Genomic DNA, 22,727 nt, shown 5'->3' with positions numbered 1-22,727 from the left:
ACCTGAAGGGGAGCATATCAGCTTGATAAAGCGGTGGAGGTCTTTTTTGTAGTTGCTGTGGTGGGGGAAGAAGCGCATTTCCAGTCTACGCTTCGGCCTACGCCCTGCAAGGAGAGATATGACTGTCCGCACCGGAATAAATGTCGGGAGCGCTTCAAACGTAGAAGTTTCGAAGAAGTATTCCATAAGTGAAGCTTAAATTCCCCGCCATTTCTTCCGGTGCTGGGATGGGCTCCAGAGGCGCTTGGACTGGAAATGCGCTTCTTCACGTGTAGCTATTCAATAATTCGCTGAATGTAGTTCTAAGATGTTTCGTGCCAACTCGAATGACTTTCAGAAGCTTCCTCTGTGTTAACTTGCAAAACGTCTTAAAAACACGAAAGAATCAACAACTGTACGAAAGTCCTGTCACATGTTTGGAAGGAGACCGCCCGAACGTAGAGAGGATACAGGCGACTGGAAAACATGTGGCAGGACTTCCCCCGACCACAATCGTTGGCCGACCGCCATCTTTACGACAAAACAGCCTTCAACGCAGCCGCAAATTTAGCGACACCAAGCGTAATTTCCTCTTCTTTTGGTCGCGCAAAGGTAAAACGAATGTAGCCGGAGTCTGAACCGTAGACACTACCTGGCACAAAAACAACGCCTCTGCGAACCGCTTCTTCAAACAATTGGTTGTCGTTCACATCCGGGTTAATTTTACACCACAAGTGTAATCCGCCTTGGGGAATGGTGAACGAGATATCATCGGGCAGCTCCTTTTGCAGTGCTTCCACAAGCAAATCTCTTCTGTACTGTAAATGCATACGCAATCGCTCTAAATGCGGCAGGAAGTTATCGGAATGTAAAAACTGGGCTGCAATTTTTTGTGGCACGACGCTCAGGCCAAAATCCATCTGCTGGCGGGCATCTGCCAAACGCTCGACAACGGAGTGAGGTGCCACCATCCAACCGACTCGTAAACCGGATGCAGCAATTTTGGAAAAGGAACCAATATAGACAACGGAGCCAAGCTGATCCAATGATTTGAGAGGCAGTGGAGGCTTGCCGTCATAGGAAGTCAGACTGAAAGGATCGTCCTCTACAATCGGAAGACCGAGTTCGCTTGCTACATCCAACAGCTGCGTGCGCCGAGCTGGATCAAGACATATCCCTGTCGGGTTTTGAAAAGTTGGATTGATAAAGATCATCTTAATTCGATGTTTTTTATACAAGGCTCGAATATCTTCTGGGTCGATTCCGTTATTGCTGACAGGAAGACGGAACAGGCGAAGTCCAGCAGATTGAAACATGGGCAACGAGTAACAATAAGAGGGATCTTCGATGGCCACTGCATCGCCGGGGGCAAGCAGACATTGTGTGATCAAATACAGAGATTGCTGAGAACCTGACGTGATCAGAATGGAAGAGTCGGTTGTCTGCACATTCCGATATCGTGACAAATACGAGACCAGCTCTTCACGCAATGGCGTAAAGCCTTGCGGATTGTCGTAGCCCAGATATTCCGTGAAGGGGTTTTCCTTCATCTGGGTACTGATTTCCTTGCCTGGTGAGAGTTGAGAAGACAATTCTCCACTCGCAAAATCGATGAGGCTGCTGTCTTTTTGCAGGGCCTCTCTGATTCGACGTAGATAAGACAAATTCGGGAGGAATTGACCACCTTCTACATATCGATGCCAGTTGGGTGTATGCTTCGGAGTTGCCTCCCATTTATTTTTACTCACACGAGTACCGCTTCCTGTTCTGCTCTCGATGATGCCTAATGCCCGAAGTTCCTCGTACGCTAAAATAACAGTGCTTCGGTTTACTCCTAATTGCTCAGCCAGTTTTCTCTCAGAAGGGAGCAGGCTCCCAGGGGGAAACTCTCCATACGAAATTCTGCGTTCAATCTCATCGGCTATTTGGTGGTATAGAGTTTGAGTACTCGACCGATCAGGCTTCCAAATGATAATCACAACCTTGCACATATTCATTGTTTGTTATATGAGGGAATCCATTTCATCATAACATTGTTAGGAAAAGTACATGTGACAAAACCGTTCCAAACTGTTGAACATGGATGGGTAAAAAAATCATAAATTGGATGGTTTCATTTTCGAAGGGATTTTGTATAAAGAAAGACTAGACATGATCGAGTAAGCTTAGGTTTCCATGTAGTGGTGATGAATACTCGTGATAAAAATATATGGATTTCTCTTACAAATGGAAAGGGGAGGCCACGCCAATCGAGAATGATAATAGACAAGTACTTCTACCTTTTCGGCGGATTGTTAAAGAAGTAGGGAAAGGAGGCGTGATCACAATTGAGTAATTTGATGTTACGGTACTTAAAGGTTTTGGTCGTAGCATTATCCGCAGCATTTGGAACATCCATTTTCTTAGGGAATCTTATGGACTACAATTCCAATTATCAATTTGTCCAACATGTTCTGTCCATGGACACCACGTTCGAGGGTAACGCGCTTATGTGGCGAGCGATTACTGATCCTACTGCTCATACCATTGCTTATATCGGAATCATCATGGCGGAAGGGGTATTTTCTCTTTTTGGTTGGATCGCTGCAGGAAAAATGCTGCGTAATATAAAAAAGGATGCAAAAACATTCAATAACTCAAAAACATTCGCATACATCGCTTATATGTTTGCTTTTTGTATCTGGTTTTTCGGATTTGTGATTGTAGGCGCAGAGTGGTTCGCCATGTGGCAATCACAAGTATGGAATGGTCAGCAGGTAGCGTTTAACATTACAGAGGTGATGATTGGTTTTGTGATTTTGGTTTCCTTGCGAGATCGAGAATTAACTGACATGTAATATAAGAGCCACGTTCCTACGAGAGCGTGGCTTTTTCGTTTGATCGGAGTTAAGTGTTCACGATGTGGTATTCAGTCCCTTGTTTTAACATCATGGGTACGAAAATTTGTGTAGCGTGAATGGCACCCAACAAGTTCACATTCATGCCTCATTGCCAATGCACGACCGATGCCGCTGGCAGCTCCAATAATGACCGCTAGATACTGCGAGCATGTAGTGAAAAAAGGAGCATATATTTTGTTGAGACTGGAAAAATGGATGAGACATTATGGAGCGAATCGGAACGCAGCATTGGCGCGTCATAAAGAGCTTGATCCCTCCTACGGCAGAACTAGTGGTCATGCCAAAGCCACATGATCAACCAGCGATTATTTTAGCTGATCTCGATGGGGATACACGTCAGGAAATAGCCTGTGTTTATCGCAACCAAGGCGAAATGTACGTCATGATCGCCAAGCAGGACGAGGATCGCTGGCATCTGATTGGCAATTTTAAAGGACAAGGCTACACGGTTTCCGAATTATTGGCTGCCCCCATAGTAGATGCCCAAATGGATAGCTTATTGATTGGGTGGCAAACAGGTGGGTTATGGTCGAACATAGATGTTTTGCAGTGGACGGCGAATGGATTTATGCACATGCTCCATCAAGAGACACGAGCAAGCAGGGTTGAGGTGGAGGATATGCCGGGGGTCAATGGAATAGATGGCAACGCTGAGCTTGCGCTGTGGATACATGATAGCGGAAAAGCGTTTCAAGTAGAGGTGTATAGGTGGGACGCGCAAAGAAAAGCAGGGATGTATGCTCAAGCTTTTCAATCCATCGAGCAAGCATTGCAGTTTCCCAATCCGTATCCTTCTCGGGAGGCTTTGCTTCGTTGGAAGAAAGAGTTGGATGCAGCAAAAAGAAAAAGCTAAAAAAGCACCCATGGGAGGGTGCTTTTACTCTATGAGGGGGAATAGTGTTTCCTTATTGTACTTTATAAGACATCAAAATTTCTTGTGCGAGCGGCTTCCACTCTTCCATTTGTGCCTCGGTGCAATTGAAAGTGGTCATCAGCATTTTGCCGTCGAGCTCTGTAAAGAAAATGAGGTTGTAAATTTTCGTATCAGCGCCAGGTGTCAGTAGTTCGAACACACCAACGTTTTTCCCGTTGATTTGGATTACTTCATCACGATACCAGGTTGCATCTTTGTACAAATTGGAGAACGCTTGTTTCATCGGGTCCTTCATGTCTTTGATGATGCTGTCCTCCAGAACAGGAGTTTCCGTATGACTAAACGCGATGTTGATGGAGCCTTTTTCATCGGTATAAATCAAGGAAGGACGGTTTTCCATTGGGTATTTTACTTTCGCCATCTCTTCAGACATGACAGTAAAGCCTTTTGGAATCAAGATTTCCACTTTGTCGTTCAGTACCTTTTTCGCTTCCAGCTTGTCGTTTGTTGTTGCAGTTGGCGCTGGTGTAGCCGAATCTGTTTTTGGAGCTTCAGTTGTTTTAGCGGTTTCTGTGGTTTGTGCTGCATTTTGCTCAGCTGGCTTTGTATCAGCTGGCTTGTTTGAACAAGCAGAGACAGCCAACATGGAGAGCAGCAAAGCTACGGATACTAGTTTTTTCATCTGAATAGATCCACCTTTTTATACATAATTGGAAATGTGCGGAATTTCCTTTCCGATTCTATCATGCGGTGTATAATAATGGAAATAGATGAGGTTAATTGAGAATATTCTAATAATATCCCTCCGTTCTTACATGCTCATAGGTACTAGGACCAAATACACTCATTTAATTAATAGGAAAATGGGTGTATTTTCCTATTTTCAGATATTGTTTGTCGTCATATAGCGATTTGTTAAAAGGGATGACCCTGCCGGGAAGAAAAACGTGACAGGAATTTGAAAAACAAATTTTTTCAGGGATTTGTGTCACAAGCTGTGCATGACGAGGATCGTAACAAGTGAACAGCATTCAACGAGTCGAAAGGATGAACCGGCATGAAAAAGCAAGCACTTGTTACCGTAAGCATGGCAGCACTCCTTCTCTCCGCGGTATCCCCGTTCGGGATCGCACAAGCACAAGCACAAACCAACATGGTAGTCGCAGCGAATAAAGCTCAAGCGATCACTTTTGACCAGCTCTTCAAAGAAATGGACAAAAAACAGCCTGTCTCCATGTACATCGAATCGACGCATACATCAAAATCGAAGCAAGGCACCGAGACTCAAAAGGCGAAAACATGGGATAACACGCTCAAAGGAGAATGGAGAGAGGAAATCTCAGATGGGAAAAGGGTTCAGCATGCCGTAGGGAAGGCAGGACAGGTGGCGGCGTATCAAGAAGGCGGCAGAGGGTTTGTCCACTCCGCAGCGATTGGCATATACGATAATGAGATCAACAAGACGAAGCGAGAGTTACAGCGATTGAAAGTAGCGTTGCCAGATTCGAAGGTGGCGATCACCGTGAAGGAAGCACAACTGTTGAATCGAGCCGTATATCACATCGCCAAAAAAGAAGACGCGAAAATCGATGGCAAGCCTCATCATTACCAAGATGACCTGTGGATTGACAAAGAAACAGGGCTGCTGCTCAAGCGCACATTCCATCACAATCAAGTACAAGCCTTTGCGTACACCGTAGACAAGGTGGATTTCCAACCCGTATTTGATGAGAAAACATTCGAAGTGAGCATTCCAGAAGGTGTCGAGCAAAGCAAGTTTTCCCCTGAGGTGGAAAAGGTAATTACCGAGGTGACAAAGCATTTCCCAGACACCGCACAGTTTTCCGATTATGATGATTACGGCGTCGAAGGTAACTGGCAGCTCCTGAAAATGTTGGAAACGCAAAAACGCGTGTACAGTCCGACTCCTCGTGCAGAGGCTTTCGTTATCATGGATACCCGTACAAACGAATTGAGTAAAGTACTGATTCAAAATCCAGAGTGGGTATCGAAAAAATTCCCTGCCGAAAAGGTGGCAAAAGATAAAGCAGCCGTTTTCCTGAAACAGCTGGTAGGCGATCAAGCAAGCCAGTATAAAGTAGAGGCAAAGGTCGAGCAGGGGGGTGGCGGTGCCATGTTTGAAGACTATAATTATGGCTTTGTGTATGCAAACGTGACGTTCCGTCCAGCCAAAGGCAAGGGAATCACGATCTCCGTGGATGAAGCAGGTCGTATCACAGGCTTTCAGTATATGGATGAGTAAGGAAATAGGTAGGGAAGAGAGTCGCTTGCGTTTGCGGGCGACTGCTTTTTTGTGTAGGTGAACGCCAAAAAGCATTCGGAATACGAATGCTTTCTACGTGGAGCCAATCACTGGTTTTACCCGATAAAACGAATAACCTCTTCCTTCGATTGTCTGGTTTTCCCACGGGGCTCATTTTTCCGGTAGCCAAAAGCCACCATGCAAGCGATGCCAAAGCGCTCTCTGTCGAGGAGTCCCTCCGCCGCAAGGATATCCTCGACCTTTTCTTTTGCAAAGCCTTCAATGGGGCAGGAATCAATGCCGATCATGGCAGCGGACGTCATCATATTGCCAAGCGCGATGTAGGTCTGTCTGGACGCCCATTCGAACATGACTCGCTCGTCGTCAAACAGGGCGAAATCGTTTTTCAGGAAGTGATCGTAAGCAGCGCCTTTTTGTTGTACGACGTTTTCTGGTAAGGCCTGCGTGTCTTTCATCATATGTTGGATATAGTCGGAATCAGCGGCCATCTCTTGTTTGGTCCGCGCCAGTACGATTACGAAATGGCTTGAAGTCGGCAGTTGTTTTTGCGCACCCCATGTGACGGGTAACAGCTTTTCTCGAAGAGCTGGATTTTGCACCACGAGGAAGTTCCATGGTTCAAAACCAAAGGAGCTGGGCGACAGTCGAGCTGTCTCCATAATAAAGTCAAAGTCTTCATTCGTAATTTTTTTGGCTGCATCAAACTCTTTGCAGGCATGTCTGAATTGATAGGCTTCTATAATTTGATCTTTACGCATGATATCATCCTACTTTCGAAAAGGTTTATGAAACAGTTGCTAGAAAACGGGTGATTTCCTCGATGAGGGTCTCTCCCTGTTCCCACGGTACTAAATGCCCGGAGTTGATTTCATGATAGGAGGCTCCTTTTATAAGCGAGGCGAGCTCTTTGGTTTGCTCAACCGGAACCATCCGATCGTGGGTTAAGCCGATGACGAGAGTTGGCGCTGTGATGTGATCGAGTAGCGGACGAATATGGATGCGACCGTCCAGCTCGGATTGGCGACCGGTTCCTTCTGCCAGTGTCGCTGCGAAGTCTATTGCCAACTGCTGCAATTGTTCTGTGTTTTGGAATCGGCGGTAAAATTGTTGGCTGAATCCCGTATGAATCACAAATTGAGCAAATAGTGTACGATCGGTCTGGAACAGCTTTTGCCACAGGTCAAATTGATAGGCAGTGGCCAAATCGCTTTCGGCCCAGCCAGCGATCAGTGATGCCGATTTTACTCGATTCGGGTACTTGGCGGCGATGGCAGCTGCAATCACGGCACCAAGGGAATAGCCGACGACATGGAACTGCTCGATGCCTTCATTGCTCATGGCTTGAACATTTTGTTCCACCAGATCATCCAGCTCCAATTTTTCGCGGTGATCGACGGTGTTTCCTGAACCACTATAGTTAGGGGTGATGATGGTGTACTGGGAGGACAATGCTTTAACCATCTCGCTCCAAGTCGTTTCGTAACTGCCGCCTGTACCGTGGATCAATAACAGAGCGGGACCGTTTCCCTCCACTGCGTAAGCGACGTCCACTTGCCCTACTCGAAATTGTTTTTCCATGAGCTACCTCCTTTAAAAGTGTTTTACAAAACTGAGCATACCGAATACACTAAAGAAAAGTAAGTACGCACTTTTTCGGTTAATACTTACGAAAAGGGAAGTGAGTGGGATGAAGAGGCCATCGATGATGTACCTGTTAAACGGCAAGGAATATCCTTGCCCGATCGAGCTTGCCGTCTCGGTTTTTGCGGGAAGGTGGAAGATATCGATCATTTGTCAGCTGCTTCAAGGGAAAAAAAGGTACGGAGAGTTAAAGAAAAATATAACCGGTGTCAATCATAAAATGCTGGCAGAGCAATTGCGGGAGTTGGAGGAAGCAGGAATCGTCAAGCGTGAAGTGTATCCCGTCGTTCCGCCAAAAGTAGAGTACGAACTGACCGAGCTAGGGAAAGGCTTGGGACCAGTCATTGATTATTTGCGAGAGTGGGGAGAGCATTTTCAAACAGATGCTACAGGAGAGTCTCTATCTACTGCTAACGGGTCATGAAAACTGCCACCTGTGAACTGCACCCCAATTGTTAGACACAACTAACGATTGGAGGTGCAGTTTTTCTATGACCAAATTTTCTCCAGAGGATAAACGTGATCCCGCTTCTCATCATGAGGGGCGGGGTTTTTATTCGCTCGGGTTAGTAAAATAGCAATCCATAAGAAACATGCCATCCATGAAAGCCCTAGAATTAAAAGTAATTCACTGCTCGATAAGGAGGTATTCCGAATGATAAATGAACATGTCAATCATATTTCTCAAGAGGTACCCGAGCCAGATCCGGCTCTTACTCATCTGAACATTTTTGTGGGGAAATGGGTGACAGACGGACTAATTATGGAAAGTCCTGCTGGGCAAGCCGCGAAGTTGAAAGCAACCGATACCTACGAATGGCTGCCTGGAGGGTATTTTCTAATTCACCATGTAGATGGCATGATGGGGGATAAAGAAGTCAAGACCATTGAGATCATCGGCTATGATACGACTAGTCAAATGTACTTCACGCACGCATATGACAATTATGGAAGCAGAGCTTCCTACTATGCGAATTTATTGGGCAGAGATTGGACGATCACAGGGAAAACCGAACGTTTTACCGGTAAGTTCAGTGTTGATGGCAACACGCTCATTGGCACTTGGGAATTACTAGGCAATAATGAGAGTTGGGCACATTGGATGGATATTCGACTAAGGAAGGTTGAGTAGAAGGATGAGGACACGAGCGGGAGCATCAGGTGAGGATGCTCCTTTTTTATGGTTGATTTTCATTTTGTTAAAAAATACTTGAATAAAATTAAGGTTTTTATTAATATAATTAAAGGTGGGAGGCGAGGCGATTATGGAACGCGACGAAATTCCATCTTGGGTGTTAGCTCTGGACAAGGAGACCCTCGAATTTATCAGGAAGTTTATTATCAGTTCGGGCTCTCTCAAAGGTATGGCCGATGAGTACGGTGTATCGTACCCAACGGTGAGGGCCAAGCTCGACCGAATCATTAAAAAGATTGAATTACATAGCAAGGAAGCGGAAGTAGAGTTCGTGCAAATGATCAAAAACCTGGTCATTGACGAACGGATGAGTTTGGAGGTAGCCAAGCTCGTTATTGAAAAATATAAACAAGAAAGAGATGAGGACAGATGAGTACGGGACTGATTCAATTTTTGGTTGGGCTTGGCATTGTGGGCATGCAAAATTTACTCGGCAGGCTGAATCACGCTTATTGGGGTGCGATTTTCCCGGCTATCTTTCTTGGGTATTTGGCCTACGGTTATACGAGTGGTCTATTTAAAGAAGGTAGTGAGTTCACTATTGTTTTAGTAGGTATTGGTGGGATCGCGATTCTATCACTAGCATGGTCGGAAGGCAGAAGAGCGATGAAGGCGAAGAGGAAGAAAGAGATGGAGAGAATGGAGCTTCTTGATCTGTAGTGACTGGAATCACCTAGATTAGGGTGGTTTTTTTCTATTAAGTAGCTGCTGTAGTGGGGGAAGAAGACCACTGCTGGTCGGAAGCCCTGTCACATGTTTGGAAGGAGACCGCCCGAACGAAGAGAGGATACAGGCGACTGGAAAACATGTGGCAGGACTTCTTCCCGACCACAACTGGCGGGGGACAACATTTATTTCATAAACTTCGCTACCCCATTAAAAATCCAATCCGCCCCATCTCCAGTGGAGTGTTGAAGCAATTGTTCAGACCCATGCATTTCTGCATACTGCTGCTCCTCTGCGGTAATCGGAATCAACCATAACAGATTCACGGGATCGCCTGCGATGAGCGGAAGTGGAATAGCCGGTGCATCCTCAGGTTGTGCGAGTAGCATGGAGGAGAAGCGGCTGTTGATCTGACTGATTTCCTGGCACGGAATGGTGTGACCTTGTGCGAGGAAGGTCATGTATGACCACGGTAGAGAGGTTTGACCGCTGATGTAGGCCAGCAATTGCTTTTCGTTTTGGGCGAGCCATTTGGTTTCGCAGGCAAAAGCCAGCTCGAATCGGCGCAGCGACTCCGGCTCCTCTGTATACTGTTCGACCTTTGGCTGACGCAAGATGGACACGCCGAGGGTCAGCGCATAGGTAACGTCTCCTTTTTCGATTGTCACCAATGCTTTCGGAGGCCAGTGACCGCCGTCGATGCCGTAATATTGTTTCACTGGGCCGAGAGTGGAGGTAATTGCGTCCATGAACTGCTGCTGGAGGTCAGGCCAAGGGTTGCCATCCCAGCTCGCCCAAAAATGCTTAGCTGCCTCGATGCGGGCAAACATGGCGTTCGACTCTGGTGTTCCCAGCGGGAAGCATAGATGAGATTCTCCGGTGCAATCTCGCGCATACGAAGGATAGTGCGAGCCGTCCGGGGAAGGACCAGCCCAGCCGGGAATCACACACAGCACCTCATTCTCATACAAAAGTGCCGCTGCATCGCCTTCCTCCAGCCAAACGATCGAGAGCAGCTCCGGGTCTAGCCTGTCTGCTCCATCCGGATGAGCGCAGCAATCGCGTGGAAGCATCGGAGCTTGACCATCCTCCATGGCAGAAAAATCGATCGAGTCCGGTGCAGGTCCGTAATTTATTACCCAGCAGGAACGAATGCTTGCATGCTCCTCACCGGGATAGTCCCACAAATAAAAAAAGACGCCGTTCTCATCTTCTTCAACAAAAGCTTGAATCGGACATATGGGGGAAAACTCCTCTACTAGGATGTTTTTCATAGGATTCACCTTCAATCATCGTGATAGATTCGCCGATAACTATAAAGATTTGTGCTTGATTAAACAGCGTTAGGATACCATAATTGACTATTGATTACAAAATTCAGCAATGTGAAAATTTTCCCCCCCCAGCCAAGGAGGTTACCAGATGAATCAATGCACCATCTATGTCTCCATCCAACAATGCGAGAAAGTAGTCGCTGCGATTGTCGAGGCTTTTCGTGATCAATTGGTAGAGGTATCCGCAGACGAGCGGGCCGTGACCGTGACAGATAAAAAATGGTTTAGCAAAAGCAATATAACATTCAATCTGATGCGCGAGGACGATGACCAAGAAGAGTTTCTCCAGATGAAAAAAGGGATGTACGGCTTCTTCGCGCAGATTGAAACGCCCCACGAGAAAGTCCAGCAAAAGCTGTTGTACCAAATTACAGCGCTCAATGTGGCGGTAGGAATCGTGGCGAGCAAGGAAATCGACCAGAAAACGTTTGCGTCCATTATGGCGATTGCCGAAGAAGTGCACGGGATCGTCTTTCTCCCTACCGGAGACATGCTCGATAAACAAGGAATGCTGATTCTCAATACGGCAGGAGAATCGGAAGTGGACGATTTTCTGGTGACGGTCAGCGTAGACCTGATCGATGGACATATTCAGCCCTCTCAGTCAGGAGAAGCACGCAAAGAGCGGAGCATCAAGCTATTGCAAGAGCAAGGCATTCCGTACATCCCGCATCTTCCTATCATCGTAGGGGATGAGGACGCTGTCATCAGGAGCAAGGATGAGATTGTTCAGCGAGCGATTGCCCTCTGCTTGATTGCGGTATATGCAGGAGGGATCGCTGAAAACGGACAAATCAAGGAAGAGCGGGAGTTCATCGAGGGAATTATCGAGCAGTTTGGCGCTGCTGAATTCTTTACCGAAAAAGAGAGAGACTTCTTGAATGATCCACAGCCAGATCGTACCGATATGATTCAGATGGTATGGATGTACGAATGCTACTGGGTACTGCTGTGGGCACTCGGTTATGTAGAAGAGCTGAATTTCCCAGCTGAGATTTGTGATGTGACCACTGCGATTGACGCTCTCAGAAGCGCAGGTGACTATGACACCTTCTACAGCAATGCGGTTGTGAGAAGCAAACAAGAGATTCTCGACCAGGCGGATTTAGTCTATCGCTATGACTGGGCATGCGTGGATGCGCGCATCAACAATCGCACGGTTGCAGGCGGTTTGAATGACGAAGTTGTTGTGGAAAGACATAGAGCATTGAATTGGCTGGTCCGTTATATGGAGGACGACTGGGATCATGTGTCGACGGATACATAGGCTGTATACGCGAAAAAGTGGGACACCGTGTGTGATCTTTCTAGCCGGAATGGGCGATAGCTGTGAGACATGGAAGATCGTTCAAAACCGCATCTCGCAGGAAGCGTCTACCTTATCCTATGATCGGGCGGGTATTGGCAGGAGTCCAGCGGCGGCAGTCGTACCGCGGACTTGTCGTGATCTGGTCGAGGAGCTGTATGAGTTGCTGCAAGAGATTGAGGTGGAACCGTCATGTATTTTGGTCGGACATTCTTTTGGCGGTTTGGTCGCTAGACTGTTTGCCAGCCTGTATCCGCATCTCGTTTCGGGGCTGGTTCTGGTTGACGCTGCTCCCGAATATAAGGAGCTCGCCTATGAGAAGGTTTTGCCTGAAAACCTTATCGCAGCCAATCGAGAATATTACGAGAATCCGATGCGAAACAGCGAGAAGATTGATAAGATACGGAGCTATCAAGAGATCGTGGACTATTTTCGGCAAAGCGACATACCTGTCTCGATTATCACGAGAGGCTTACCGGACGTGTGGGATGAGGAATGGCCGAACGAAGAAATCTTAACAATCGAACAGCATCTGCAAGCTGATTTCAGGCGGCTTTCCACATCGAGTAAGCAAAGAATGGCTACTCGCAGCGGGCATTATATTCATCACGATGAACCGGATATCGTAATCGAGGAAATTTTAATCATGTTGAGGGGGATGAACACGTGAGCGAAACAAGAACCAAGCTCATACTGGATTTGCAAAGATTAGAGCAGGAACAATACCAGCTGCGTGAAGGTGAGCAGCTGCAGGATTTCGTCGGACTATTGCTGCAATACATCGGGGACCCTGACCCGGAATTGCGAGATAACCTCATCTACCCGACATTTTATTATTGGATTCTCGATGAGAACCAGCTGACGGAAGCACAATTGCGCAGCCTCCTGCGAGAACTGACCGACGAAAAGCATTTGTTCTATCAGATCGGCAGCGATAGCGACCCATCCGTATTTACCAGGACATTCTCTTCGTTGCCGATTGCATTGATTATGCGCCGTCACAGACAGAAGCCTTTTTTGGAGCAAGCTGATTTCCAGCACGTGAAAACTGCCATGCTCCGCTATTTTCAAGAGGAGAAGGATTTGCGCGGCTATTTGTCCGAGGGAGGCTGGGCTCACAGTACCGCTCACGGTGCAGACGTGTTCGTAGAGCTAGTGCAGTGCCCAGAGAGCGATCAAGCGGTACAACGCGACATTCTTCATGCGATCCAGCATGTGCTGCATAACGAAAAGCACATTTTCAATGAGGAAGAGGACGAACGACTCGCGAGCATCGTAGATACCATGATAGACAAAGGTTTGCTTACCGAGCAGGAGCTCGCTGACTGGATCAACGGTTTGGCAAGCTGTGCAGAACTGCCGAAAAGCCGTACCCAAGCAATCTCTCGAGTGAACAGCAAAAACTTTTTACGCTGTCTTTATCTCAGAAGGGCACGTGATAGCCAGGAAAACGAGCTGACGGCTACCATGCTTGCTGCCGTAACGAAATGTAACAGGTTTGCGATCAGTTAATTGATGAAGGTTGATGCCGGGACAGACGGCATCAACCTTTTTTTATACTAAGTATTAAAAGTAGCGGTCAACCTACAAAGCTAGTAAGAAGAAAAAGCGAAGGGCTCGTAGACCTTGACAACGCCTACCCAGTCGGAACTTCAAAAAGGGGACAACGCTTGTCGAACACTTCATCTTTGAGATACTTCCGCCCGTAGGGTGGCTTTGGCTCGACGGTCCCCTTTTTTAAGTATAGACGGACAGTAATTCCCCCCTGCTGGCGCGTCAGAGTCGAAGAGAACTGCGCTTTTTCTTCTCCTCCACACTAGAACGTTTGACAATCACCCATTAGGACTATATAGTTCTAATTATGAAACGAACCTCAAACCGTGACCATGTCATCGTCACTGCATCTGATTTGTTTTTGCAAAAAGGACTCATGAATACCAGCATGGATGACGTCGTAGCACATAGCAGAGTCTCCAAGTCCAACATCTACTACCACTTCAAAAGCAAGGAGGAGCTCGTCGTAGCTGTACTCAGCTACAGAATGAACGTGCTGAGAGGGGCACTGGAAGCCATCCTGCAACGAACAGACCTGTCTCTTTCTGCGCGGGTGGAGCTGATTTTTACCACCATCGCAGAGGAACTGGAGGGGCGCTCCTGCGTGGGAGGCTGTCCGATTCTTTCCTTACTGTCGGCACAAATACCAGAAGTAAAAGCGCGAATCAACGAGTTCTTGATCGAATGGCAGAATCTAGCGGAAAAGCTGCTCGTGGAGGGAATCGCCCGTGGAGAATTCAAGGAAAATATCTCGATTCCGCAAACGGCAGTCTTGCTCGTGACCATTGTGGAAGGAGCGATGCTCATGGCTGAATCGCAAGGCCATGCACAAGTACTCGTAAACGCTGGTCAGACACTTCTACACTTGATTCAAGTGTAGGATTTTTTTGAAATGGATTAGTACTAATTAGTACTAAAGACGTAAAGGAGGAAGCAATAATGGCTGTTGTTTTTATAACAGGCGCAACTGGATTTATCGGCAAGGAGGTAACAAAGCAGTTGGCGAGGGCTGGTCATACCGTACTGGCGCTGGTTCGTTCGCTTGAGAAGTGGGATGAATTGCTTATGCAGATGACACCAACAGAAAGTTCCCATTGCCTAGCATTGCGGGGGGATTTGCGAAAAGCGGGCTTGGGATTATCAGCGAGCGATTACGAGCAGGTGTTACGTGCTACTGTCATCATCCATGCAGGTGTCCCGATGGATATCTCGATGGATGAAACGGTGGGGAGGGAAGTGATTTTACAAGGAGCAAGTCACCTCGCAGCAGTAGCAAATGAATTGCATAAACAACAGCGTCTGCAAAAGCTGATCCATATCGTTGGCTACATGAGTCCGTTTGACGATGATAGCGGGAAGCTGGTGACGGATGTTTTTGCGCCAAACGAATTTTTCCGCGAGGCAGGAGGCTACGAGAAATACAAGTTTCTGGCCGATTTATATTTCCGACAAGAGGCGTATCAAAAAGGAATGCCACTGGTCGTGGTGAATCCAAGCACGATCATTGGACCGCGAAGCACCGGGAACACAGAGCAAACAGATGGCTTGGGGCTCGTAGTCAGCTCCATGCGACGTGGAAAATTCCCTGTTCTTCCGGGTGGCAGGGAGTGGTGGCTGCCCTTGCTTGCCGTCGACGATTTGGCCGAGGTCATTGTGGGGATTGTCGAGGCAAATCATATCGAACATCAAACGTATTACGCCTTAAATGAGCGGATGGCCACGCCATCTTTTTCAGAGCTCATTTCGTTGATGGCCAAAGAATTACGGATGAAGCCACCGGCAATTCCTTTCCCGGTATCGATTTTGAAAAAAATGCTGCATAACGGCGGTAGCCGCTTGCTCGGGGTACCCGCCAATTCGATGGATTTCATCGTAAAGAAAGACTTCCCGCTCGCACCCTTTCAACAAATGAAAGCGAGAAAAGGCATCGATGCATACGACGTAGCTACTCATCTTCCCAGTGTGATTGCTGACCTCGACTATCGTTTGTCGGTCAAGGATCAGAAAGTACCTCCTCGCTATCATCGAGAGCAAATCGCAGGCATGGCCGCGTACAAAAAGGAAGGCTCTGGTACTCCGTGGCTGCTCGTGCACGGGCTTTTCAGTGAGATGAGCGATTTGCTCCCGCTAGCTGAACAGCTGGGTGAACATCCTGTATGGTTACTAGATTTGCCCGGGTTTGGCAGATCGCCCTATCACCATCACGAAAAACCGATCGAGGGCTTTATCGAGGCAGTGGCAGAGGCTTTGCGACAGCTGCCGTCTCCCATTCATTTTGCAGGACATTCATTTGGTGGATTTTTGGCGTGGGAGGCAGCAAAGCGAGTGCCGGAAAAAATCGAGAAGATATACCTTTTGCAGCCGCCCCTGCATGCGCCAAAGTATTCTCCTCTGCTGGCGGGATTGGGGAAAAGTCCGGCCCTTCTTCAGCGTTTTTTGCAAAAGCAGTTAACGCCAGCCAAAATGGAAAAAGCATTGCTTGAGCAAGGGGTATTTCAGTCCTCGGAAGAAATGCCAATGGGCTATGTAGAGAAGGCAGGGAAGCTCTTGCAATCCCCACGCATCAGCAAGACGCATACAGACGTGCTGCGCTATTTTATGAATGAATTCCGGCAAATGGCGGTGACAACACAGCCGTTCCCTTTTCCAGCCCAGATCGTATGGGGGACACAGGATAAAACGTATGAGCTGACAAAAGAAACAGAGGATGCTTTCATGAAAGCAAATGTAGAGATTGAAAGGCTCTCTGCCGCTCATTATTTTCCGATTAGTCACCCGCAGCTTACGGCAAACGTATTGCTACAGATGAGACGCGGCAAGGAATGACAGCGTAGCGATTCCTTAGAAGGGGCATGGCTGAAAGAGGCCATGCTCCTTTTGACAGGAGCAAGAAAAAACGAGTTGAACTTTCTGTTAATTTAGAATAGACTATTTTTAAATAATAACGACACTATAACGACGTGTGTCGTTAGTGGAAAAATAGGGAGGAGAGCAAAGTGCCGGAATACAGCAAGAAGAAGCCAATTCATACGGTTACTCACATTTGGGTGAAGACATCATGAAGCAATATTTAGTGAAGCGCCTATTGTCGGGCATAATTGTCTTGTTTGGACTCTCCATTTTTACGTTTCTGCTCATTCATCTCATCCCCGGAGACCCTGTGCGGATCATGCTGGGGCAGCGAGCGACTGCGGAACAAATCGATACGCTTCGTGAAGAGCTGGGCTTGAACAAACCGCTTGTCGTCCAGTATCTCGACTATGCTTCTGGTGTTTTGAAAGGGGATCTCGGCACTTCCCTGAAAACGGGCCGACCTGTCACCGCAGAAATTGCGGACCGTTTTCCCGCGACAGCAAAAATGGCAGTAGCCAGCCTCGTGGTGGCAGTTGTGATCGGTATCGGGCTGGGTGTCCTGGCAGCGAAATACAAGGATACACCCATCGACGGAGCGATTATGACCTTTTCCACCTTTGGTATGTCCATCCCCGGTTTTTGGTTAGGCTTACTCGTCATCCTTGTGTTCTCCGTCCATTTGGGCTGGTTTCCGATTGCAGGGGGGACGGGGCTAAAAGACATGGTTCTTCCAGCGTTTACTCTGGGGACGTTGATGGCGACGGCACTCAGCCGACTCACTCGCGCCGGAATGGTAGAGGTTTTGTCCAATGACTATATCCGAACAGCACGTGCGAAAGGCATGAATGAACGAATTGTGCTGCTGCGACACGCTTTTCGCAATGTGATGATTCCAGTTGTGGCGGTCATTGGCCTGGAACTGGCTGGATTGCTGGGTGGGGCTGTGATTGTCGAGCAAGTATTCGGTTGGCCAGGAGTAGGGACCTTGGCGATTCAAGCAATTAGCTCTAGGGATTTTCCGATGATTCAAGGGACGACCCTGTTTATTGGAATCGTTTATGTCCTTGTCGTCATTTTGATTGACGTCCTGTACGCCCTTCTCGATCCCCGCATTGACTACACCACGAAGGAGGGAGTGTAGCATGTTTTGGAGCAAGCAATGGTCCATGCCTCGTCTCGAATTATGGGAGAAGATCATGCAGCAAAAGAAAGCAAAATACAGCTTCCTGATGATGCTCTGCATTGTATTGCTGGGAATCATCGGGCCGTGGATTGCTCCGCATGATCCTACGAAAACGTACTACGAAGCGTTCATGCAAGGGCCGTCGAAAGACTTTTGGCTAGGGACAGATGCAATTGGCCGCGATATTTTATCCCGGATGCTGTACGGAACACGAGTGACACTGACCGTAGCTGTGCTGGCGTCTGTCATGACGTTTGTAGCAGGAACGCTGATTGGGGTGACATGCGCTTACCTCGGTGGATTTGTCGACAATCTTGTCATGAGAATCATGGACATCATGCTGGCGTTGCCCGGTATTGTGCTTGCTCTAGCAATTGTAGCTGTACTCGGACCAAGTCAGGAAAATGCAATGGTAGCGATAGGAATATCATCGATCCCGGCCTTTTCGATTCTGATCCGTGGTGCGGCACTCTCGATCAAGCAATCCGGATATGTGGAAGCAAGCCGCTCCATCGGCAGCTCGAATTGGTGGATCATTACGCGCCAGTTCATTCCAAACATCTCGAACGTGCTGATCGTCTATACGACCATGTTCATTGGCAGTGCCATTTTGGGAACCTCGGCGCTGGGCTTTATCGGTTTGGGTGCCCAGCCTCCTACGCCGGAGTGGGGAACGATGCTGAATGAAGGGAAAAATTACTTGCGAGAAGCTTGGTGGCTCGCTACTTTTCCTGGTCTTGCGATTACAGCAGTCGTTTTTACGGTGTATCTGCTCGGGGATGCTTTGCGCGATATCTTTGATCCCAAATCATAGTTTACGAGCTTCCATTCACGAAAAAGGAGTGAGTAACATGACGAACGTGCTGGAAGTGACAGGATTGACTACCACGTTTTCGAAAAATGAAAAGGCTTTCAAGGTAGTGGACAATCTTTGCTTGCAGGTCAAAAGAGGCGAATCGGTCGGGATCGTCGGAGAATCAGGTTGTGGAAAAAGCGTTGCCTCCCTATCCATCATGCGCTTGCTCAGTAAAAACGGAAACATTGCGGGCCGTATTCAACTGAACGGAGCCGATCTCTTGTGCTATAGCGAAAAAGAGATGCAGCGGATCAGAGGAAAAGAGGTAGCCATGATCTTTCAGGAGCCGATGACTTCGCTGAATCCCGTACTGACCATCGGCAAGCAATTGAGCGAAGGACTGGAAAAGCATGAGGGCATAAACCGAGTCCAATCGAGACAAAGAGTGCTCGAGCTATTGACGCAGGTAGGCATTTCACGTGCCGATGAAATCTATCACGAGTACCCGCATCGTCTGTCAGGGGGGATGCGACAGCGCGTGATGATCGCGATGGCGATTGCCTGTCATCCAAAGCTATTGATAGCCGACGAACCAACAACTGCACTAGATGTAACGATCCAGGCGCAAATATTGGATGTCATGAAAAAAATCCAAAGAGAGCTGGGTATGTCGCTCATCATGATCACGCATGATTTGGGTGTCGTCGCGGAGACATGTGACCGGGTACTGGTGATGTATGCCGGGCAGGTCATTGAAGCGGCCGATGTTCGCACATTGCTGCGCAGTCCCAAGCATCCGTACACCATGGGCTTGATCAAATCGACGCCACATAACGCCAAAGGCCAGAAGAGATTGCACAGTATCGCGGGAAGTGTACCGACCCCCGATAATTATCCGAAGGGATGCCGTTTTGCTCCGCGGTGTGAGAAGGCGCTGCCTGTCTGTTTGGAACAAAATCCTCCTTTAATGGACGTGGATCAACAGTCGGAATGCCGTTGTTGGCTGTATCGAGAAAACAGGGAAAGCGCGGCGGTGAATGGATGAAAACGCCTCTTTTGCAAGTGAAAAATTTAAATAAGAAGTTCCTTGTCCGCAAAGGGTGGTTTCAGCCGCCGAGTTACGTGCATGCCGTCCATGGAGTGAACGTGACTGTCAACGCAGGTGAAACGCTGGGAATCGTGGGGGAGTCCGGCTGTGGCAAGTCAACACTGGGCAGATGCATTCTGCGCTTGGTGGAGCCGACTGACGGCGAGATCGTGTTCGAGGGTCAAAATATCCGCAGCTTACAGAAGGCAGACATGCAGAAGCTGAGGCGTGATATGCAAATGGTGTTTCAAAATCCATTTGATACCCTCAATCCGAAGCTGACGATCCAGCATATTTTGTCAGAGCCATTGATTGCCCATGGTATCCCAAAGCGCGAACGAGCAGCCATGATCGAAGAGACGATGGAAATCGTCGGTTTGAACAAAAATCATTTGTCGCGATACGCGCATGAGTTTTCCGGAGGACAAAGGCAAAGAATCGGGATCGCTCGCGCCTTGATGCTCAGGCCAAAGCTCATCATAGCTGACGAGCCTGTATCCGCACTGGATGTATCGATCCAATCGCAAATTCTCAATTTGCTTCAGGATTTGCAGGAGCAGTTTTCGCTCACGTATCTTTTTATCTCGCATGACTTGAGTGTCGTTGAGCATATCGCCGATCGAGTAGCGGTGATGTACTTGGGAGAAGTGATTGAGCTGGCGAAAAAAGAAGAGCTGTTTCAACGTCCGCTACATCCTTATACACAGTCGCTTCTCTCCGCGATTCCCATCACTGATCCTGACGAGAAAAAAGAACGGATCATTTTAACAGGGGATTTGCCGTCTCCGTCCAATCCGCCTCAGGGCTGCAAGTTTCACCCGCGCTGCTGGGCGTGCATGGACGTGTGCAAGACAGAAGCCCCTCCATTAACAGAAACAGACGGCAGACTGGTTGCGTGTCATCTCTATGAAAAATAAGGAAGCAGGAGTGATGCTAAGATGCTAGACCCTCGTCTTACGAAGCTGGCGAATGTGCTCGTGAATTACTCGACGAATGTGCAGCCGGGAGATAACGTATTGATCGATGCGATGGAGGTGGACGCCGCTCTGATTAAAGAGCTCGTCAAAGCTGTTTCGCGAGCAGGCGGACATTCTTTTGTGAGCCTGCGTGAATCCTCGATTAGCCGTCAATTATTGCTAACGGGAACAGAGGAGCAATTCCGTTTAGAATCAGAGATGGACAAAGAGCGGATGGAAAAAATGCAAGCGTGCATCATCATCGAGGGTGGGCTGAACATCAATGAAGTGTCTGATGTCCCTGATGAGCAGATGAAGCTGGCTACGTCCTTTGTCAAAGAAGTAAGTATCGTGCGTCTCAAAAAGAAATGGGTCTATCTCCGTTATCCGACGCCTTCCATGGCGCAGTTAGCGAATAAGAGTACAGAAGCGTTCGAACAGTTTTACTTCGATGTCTGCACAATGGATTATGCCAAAATGGCAAAAGCAATGCAGCCGCTCAAGGAGCTGATGGAGCGAACTGACCGCGTGAAAATCACGGGACCTGGCACGGAGCTGACCTTCTCGATCAAAGGCATTCCAGCGATTCCATGTCCGGGGCACTACAACATACCAGACGGTGAAGTATTTACGGCCCCTGTTCGCGATTCGGTGAACGGTGTCATATCGTTTAACACGCCTTCTCCTTATCAAGGCTTCACCTTTGAGAAGGTACGGCTGGAGTTTGTGGACGGGAAGATCGTCCATGCCACAGCCAATGACACGGAGCGCTTGAACAGCATTTTGGATACGGATGAAGGTGCCCGGTACATTGGGGAGTTTGCCTTGGGGGTTCACCCGGTCATTCGGGAACCGATGCAGGATATTTTGTTTGATGAAAAAATCGACGGCAGCTTCCACTTCACGCCGGGACGATGTTATGACGATGCATCTAACGGTAACAAGTCAAACATCCACTGGGACATGGTCATGATTCAACGCCCGGAGTACGGTGGCGGTGAGATTTGGTTCGATGATCATTTGATTCGCAGAGACGGACGCTTTCTTTTACCGGAGCTTGCACCACTTAACCCGGAAAACCTGAAAGAACAGGAGGAGCATGAGGCATGACACATGTAATCGACGGGCATTTTGACCTTTTGCTGGATGTTGCCATTCAACGCGAGCATGGCAGGCGAAAAGTTATTGAAACGGATTACTTGCCCGATTTCGTGGCGGGCGGGGTGCAGACGGTTGTCGCAGCGATTTATATCGATAACAAATTTCTGCCGGAGATGGGCTTGCGCAAGGCGCTGCAACAAATCAGCGCGCTGCATGCGGAGGCAGATGAATCGCCTGAGAAAATCATGGTTTGCAAAAGTGTGAGTGACATCGAGACTGCGAAGCAAATGGGTAAAATAGGTTTCGTGCTCTCTCTGGAAGGCGCGGAACCGTTATATAATGATCTGAGTATGCTCCGTGTTTTTTACGAGCTGGGCGTGCGTCTTTTAGGTCTCGTGTGGAGTAGGCGGAACTTCGTCGGAGACGGCAGTCATTTTAGTCCGGTACGGGAAGGGCGAAAGGGCGGGCTCACCGAGTTCGGCATCCGCGTTGTCGAAGAGGCTGAAGCAATGGGCATCATCATCGATGTCAGCCATCTGAATGACGAAGGCTTTTGGGATTTGATTGAGGTAGCACGTAAGCCCATCATCGCTTCCCATTCCAACTGTCGGACATTAGCAAGCTCCATGCGCAATCTGACCGATGAGCAAATCAGGGCGATTGCATTCACGAACGGCGTAATCGGCATCAATGGCGTCAATGTGTTCGTAGGGGACACAGACGATCAGGCTGATATCGAACACATGATCAACCACGTTGATCACATCGTGAAGCTGGTTGGAGTTGAACACGTCGGACTGGGTCTGGACATCATCGAGCCATTTATGAAATACGATTCTCCCAATGTGTTTATCCAAGCAGGACGTAAAGATTTTGATGTCGTAAAAGGACATACCAAGATTCCGGAGCTTGCGCGTGCCCTTGCCAAAAGAGGGTACAAGGATGAAGCGATTGAGCGTATCTTGGGCAAAAACTTTATTCGCGTGTTCAAGGATGTGTGGAAATTATAGAGAGATGA

23 protein-coding genes are annotated in these 22,727 nt (G+C 48.1%); 18 read left to right on the top strand and 5 right to left on the bottom strand.

Annotated features, from left to right (window positions below):
• Nucleotides 1-512: 512 nt before the first annotated feature.
• Nucleotides 513-1,976: a MocR-like pyridoxine biosynthesis transcription factor PdxR gene (pdxR, locus tag C7R93_RS25900; RefSeq protein WP_106841491.1), complete on the bottom strand. Its 1,464-nt coding sequence runs from the start codon at nt 1,974-1,976 to the stop codon at nt 513-515.
• Between the two features lie 330 nt (nt 1,977-2,306).
• Here pdxR and C7R93_RS25895 point away from each other — a divergent pair, with 330 nt between their 5' ends.
• Together C7R93_RS25895 and C7R93_RS25885 are read left to right on the top strand one after the other, a co-directional pair.
• A complete protein-coding gene (locus C7R93_RS25895) occupies nt 2,307-2,816 on the top strand; it encodes a DUF2165 family protein (RefSeq protein ID WP_106841490.1) in 510 nt (169 codons plus the stop codon).
• Nucleotides 2,817-3,084: 268 nt separating this feature from the next.
• Nucleotides 3,085-3,732: a hypothetical protein gene (locus tag C7R93_RS25885; protein WP_106841489.1), complete on the top strand. Its 648-nt coding sequence runs from the start codon at nt 3,085-3,087 to the stop codon at nt 3,730-3,732.
• 52 nt (nt 3,733-3,784) lie between these two features.
• Here C7R93_RS25885 and C7R93_RS25880 read toward each other — a convergent pair whose 3' ends face one another.
• Entirely contained in the window at nt 3,785-4,435 is a 651-nt protein-coding gene (locus tag C7R93_RS25880) for a hypothetical protein (RefSeq protein ID WP_106841488.1), read from the bottom strand.
• 375 nt (nt 4,436-4,810) lie between these two features.
• Between C7R93_RS25880 and C7R93_RS30475 the strand changes: the two genes are divergently transcribed.
• The gene (locus C7R93_RS30475) at nt 4,811-6,016 is read left to right on the top strand and encodes a hypothetical protein (RefSeq protein ID WP_208637855.1); all 1,206 of its coding nucleotides are present in this window, start codon (nt 4,811-4,813) and stop codon (nt 6,014-6,016) included.
• Between the two features lie 116 nt (nt 6,017-6,132).
• Here C7R93_RS30475 and C7R93_RS25870 read toward each other — a convergent pair whose 3' ends face one another.
• Together C7R93_RS25870 and C7R93_RS25865 are read right to left on the bottom strand one after the other, a co-directional pair.
• Nucleotides 6,133-6,795, bottom strand: coding sequence for an NAD(P)H-dependent oxidoreductase (locus C7R93_RS25870; RefSeq protein ID WP_106841487.1), 663 nt, complete (start codon nt 6,793-6,795; stop codon nt 6,133-6,135).
• A gap of 25 nt (nt 6,796-6,820) precedes the next feature.
• Nucleotides 6,821-7,615, bottom strand: a complete 795-nt coding sequence (locus C7R93_RS25865) for an alpha/beta fold hydrolase (RefSeq protein WP_106841486.1) — start codon at nt 7,613-7,615, stop codon at nt 6,821-6,823.
• 124 nt (nt 7,616-7,739) lie between these two features.
• Between C7R93_RS25865 and C7R93_RS25860 the strand changes: the two genes are divergently transcribed.
• The 4 genes from C7R93_RS25860 (at nt 7,740) to C7R93_RS25845 (ending at nt 9,533) form a co-directional block, all read left to right on the top strand.
• A complete protein-coding gene (locus C7R93_RS25860; protein WP_106841485.1) occupies nt 7,740-8,102 on the top strand; it encodes a winged helix-turn-helix transcriptional regulator in 363 nt (120 codons plus the stop codon).
• A 231-nt stretch (nt 8,103-8,333) separates the two neighbouring features.
• Nucleotides 8,334-8,810 carry a DUF1579 family protein gene (locus C7R93_RS25855; RefSeq protein WP_106841484.1) on the top strand — a complete coding sequence of 159 codons (477 nt, stop codon included), beginning with the start codon at nt 8,334-8,336 and terminating at the stop codon, nt 8,808-8,810.
• A 133-nt stretch (nt 8,811-8,943) separates the two neighbouring features.
• Nucleotides 8,944-9,246: a DUF2089 family protein gene (locus tag C7R93_RS25850; protein ID WP_106841483.1), complete on the top strand. Its 303-nt coding sequence runs from the start codon at nt 8,944-8,946 to the stop codon at nt 9,244-9,246.
• Nucleotides 9,243-9,533: a hypothetical protein gene (locus C7R93_RS25845; protein WP_106841482.1), complete on the top strand. Its 291-nt coding sequence runs from the start codon at nt 9,243-9,245 to the stop codon at nt 9,531-9,533. The genes C7R93_RS25850 and C7R93_RS25845 overlap by 4 nt, the downstream gene beginning before the upstream one ends.
• 191 nt (nt 9,534-9,724) lie before the next feature.
• Here the strand turns inward: C7R93_RS25845 and C7R93_RS25840 are convergent, their stop codons facing one another.
• The gene (locus C7R93_RS25840; RefSeq protein WP_106841481.1) at nt 9,725-10,813 is read right to left on the bottom strand and encodes a suppressor of fused domain protein; all 1,089 of its coding nucleotides are present in this window, start codon (nt 10,811-10,813) and stop codon (nt 9,725-9,727) included.
• Between the two features lie 148 nt (nt 10,814-10,961).
• Here C7R93_RS25840 and C7R93_RS25835 point away from each other — a divergent pair, with 148 nt between their 5' ends.
• From C7R93_RS25835 to C7R93_RS25785, 11 genes are all read left to right on the top strand, one after another.
• Nucleotides 10,962-12,140: a DUF4272 domain-containing protein gene (locus tag C7R93_RS25835; RefSeq protein ID WP_106841480.1), complete on the top strand. Its 1,179-nt coding sequence runs from the start codon at nt 10,962-10,964 to the stop codon at nt 12,138-12,140.
• Complete coding sequence (locus C7R93_RS25830; RefSeq protein ID WP_106841479.1) at nt 12,121-12,849, top strand: alpha/beta fold hydrolase; 729 nt, start codon at nt 12,121-12,123, stop codon at nt 12,847-12,849. The genes C7R93_RS25835 and C7R93_RS25830 overlap by 20 nt, the downstream gene beginning before the upstream one ends.
• Nucleotides 12,846-13,691 carry a DUF2785 domain-containing protein gene (locus C7R93_RS25825; protein WP_106841478.1) on the top strand — a complete coding sequence of 282 codons (846 nt, stop codon included), beginning with the start codon at nt 12,846-12,848 and terminating at the stop codon, nt 13,689-13,691. Before C7R93_RS25830 ends, C7R93_RS25825 begins: the two co-directional genes overlap by 4 nt.
• A 349-nt stretch (nt 13,692-14,040) precedes the next feature.
• Nucleotides 14,041-14,613 (top strand): TetR/AcrR family transcriptional regulator, encoded by a 573-nt coding sequence (locus C7R93_RS25820; RefSeq protein WP_106841477.1) that lies wholly within the window; start codon nt 14,041-14,043, stop codon nt 14,611-14,613.
• Between the two features lie 59 nt (nt 14,614-14,672).
• Nucleotides 14,673-16,559, top strand: a complete 1,887-nt coding sequence (locus C7R93_RS25815) for an alpha/beta fold hydrolase (RefSeq protein ID WP_106841476.1) — start codon at nt 14,673-14,675, stop codon at nt 16,557-16,559.
• Between the two features lie 232 nt (nt 16,560-16,791).
• A complete protein-coding gene (nikB, locus tag C7R93_RS25810; protein ID WP_106841475.1) occupies nt 16,792-17,727 on the top strand; it encodes a nickel ABC transporter permease in 936 nt (311 codons plus the stop codon).
• Between the two features lies 1 nt (nt 17,728).
• On the top strand, nt 17,729-18,583 hold the full coding sequence (locus C7R93_RS25805; RefSeq protein WP_106841474.1) for an ABC transporter permease: 855 nt from the start codon (nt 17,729-17,731) through the stop codon (nt 18,581-18,583).
• 37 nt (nt 18,584-18,620) lie between these two features.
• Nucleotides 18,621-19,610 carry an ABC transporter ATP-binding protein gene (locus C7R93_RS25800; RefSeq protein ID WP_106841473.1) on the top strand — a complete coding sequence of 330 codons (990 nt, stop codon included), beginning with the start codon at nt 18,621-18,623 and terminating at the stop codon, nt 19,608-19,610.
• Nucleotides 19,607-20,569, top strand: coding sequence for an ABC transporter ATP-binding protein (locus C7R93_RS25795; protein WP_106841472.1), 963 nt, complete (start codon nt 19,607-19,609; stop codon nt 20,567-20,569). Before C7R93_RS25800 ends, C7R93_RS25795 begins: the two co-directional genes overlap by 4 nt.
• Nucleotides 20,570-20,590: 21 nt before the next feature.
• Nucleotides 20,591-21,718: an aminopeptidase gene (locus C7R93_RS25790; RefSeq protein WP_106841471.1), complete on the top strand. Its 1,128-nt coding sequence runs from the start codon at nt 20,591-20,593 to the stop codon at nt 21,716-21,718.
• Nucleotides 21,715-22,719 (top strand): dipeptidase, encoded by a 1,005-nt coding sequence (locus C7R93_RS25785; protein ID WP_106841470.1) that lies wholly within the window; start codon nt 21,715-21,717, stop codon nt 22,717-22,719. The genes C7R93_RS25790 and C7R93_RS25785 overlap by 4 nt, the downstream gene beginning before the upstream one ends.
• Nucleotides 22,720-22,727 lie beyond the last annotated feature (8 nt).

This window comes from Brevibacillus fortis, assembly GCF_003013395.1.
Lineage (GTDB): Bacteria > Bacillota > Bacilli > Brevibacillales > Brevibacillaceae > Brevibacillus > Brevibacillus fortis.
This window is presented reverse-complemented; position numbering and strand designations above follow the sequence as displayed.

Bases quoted from the DNA above. Each gene is read 5' to 3' on its own strand.
- pdxR (WP_106841491.1), bottom strand. From the start codon at position 1,976: ATGAATATGTGCAAGGTTGTGATTATCATTTGGAAGCCTGATCGGTCG.
- C7R93_RS25885 (WP_106841489.1), top strand. From the start codon at position 3,085: ATGGAGCGAATCGGAACGCAGCATTGGCGCGTCATAAAGAGCTTGATC.
- C7R93_RS25880 (WP_106841488.1), bottom strand. From the start codon at position 4,435: ATGAAAAAACTAGTATCCGTAGCTTTGCTGCTCTCCATGTTGGCTGTC.
- C7R93_RS30475 (WP_208637855.1), top strand. From the start codon at position 4,811: ATGAAAAAGCAAGCACTTGTTACCGTAAGCATGGCAGCACTCCTTCTC.
- C7R93_RS25870 (WP_106841487.1), bottom strand. From the start codon at position 6,795: ATGCGTAAAGATCAAATTATAGAAGCCTATCAATTCAGACATGCCTGC.
- C7R93_RS25865 (WP_106841486.1), bottom strand. From the start codon at position 7,615: ATGGAAAAACAATTTCGAGTAGGGCAAGTGGACGTCGCTTACGCAGTG.
- C7R93_RS25860 (WP_106841485.1), top strand. From the start codon at position 7,740: ATGATGTACCTGTTAAACGGCAAGGAATATCCTTGCCCGATCGAGCTT.
- C7R93_RS25855 (WP_106841484.1), top strand. From the start codon at position 8,334: ATGATAAATGAACATGTCAATCATATTTCTCAAGAGGTACCCGAGCCA.
- C7R93_RS25850 (WP_106841483.1), top strand. From the start codon at position 8,944: ATGGAACGCGACGAAATTCCATCTTGGGTGTTAGCTCTGGACAAGGAG.
- C7R93_RS25845 (WP_106841482.1), top strand. From the start codon at position 9,243: ATGAGTACGGGACTGATTCAATTTTTGGTTGGGCTTGGCATTGTGGGC.
- C7R93_RS25840 (WP_106841481.1), bottom strand. From the start codon at position 10,813: ATGAAAAACATCCTAGTAGAGGAGTTTTCCCCCATATGTCCGATTCAA.
- C7R93_RS25835 (WP_106841480.1), top strand. From the start codon at position 10,962: ATGAATCAATGCACCATCTATGTCTCCATCCAACAATGCGAGAAAGTA.
- C7R93_RS25830 (WP_106841479.1), top strand. From the start codon at position 12,121: ATGTGTCGACGGATACATAGGCTGTATACGCGAAAAAGTGGGACACCG.
- C7R93_RS25820 (WP_106841477.1), top strand. From the start codon at position 14,041: ATGAAACGAACCTCAAACCGTGACCATGTCATCGTCACTGCATCTGAT.
- C7R93_RS25815 (WP_106841476.1), top strand. From the start codon at position 14,673: ATGGCTGTTGTTTTTATAACAGGCGCAACTGGATTTATCGGCAAGGAG.
- nikB (WP_106841475.1), top strand. From the start codon at position 16,792: ATGAAGCAATATTTAGTGAAGCGCCTATTGTCGGGCATAATTGTCTTG.
- C7R93_RS25805 (WP_106841474.1), top strand. From the start codon at position 17,729: ATGTTTTGGAGCAAGCAATGGTCCATGCCTCGTCTCGAATTATGGGAG.
- C7R93_RS25800 (WP_106841473.1), top strand. From the start codon at position 18,621: ATGACGAACGTGCTGGAAGTGACAGGATTGACTACCACGTTTTCGAAA.
- C7R93_RS25795 (WP_106841472.1), top strand. From the start codon at position 19,607: ATGAAAACGCCTCTTTTGCAAGTGAAAAATTTAAATAAGAAGTTCCTT.
- C7R93_RS25790 (WP_106841471.1), top strand. From the start codon at position 20,591: ATGCTAGACCCTCGTCTTACGAAGCTGGCGAATGTGCTCGTGAATTAC.
- C7R93_RS25785 (WP_106841470.1), top strand. From the start codon at position 21,715: ATGACACATGTAATCGACGGGCATTTTGACCTTTTGCTGGATGTTGCC.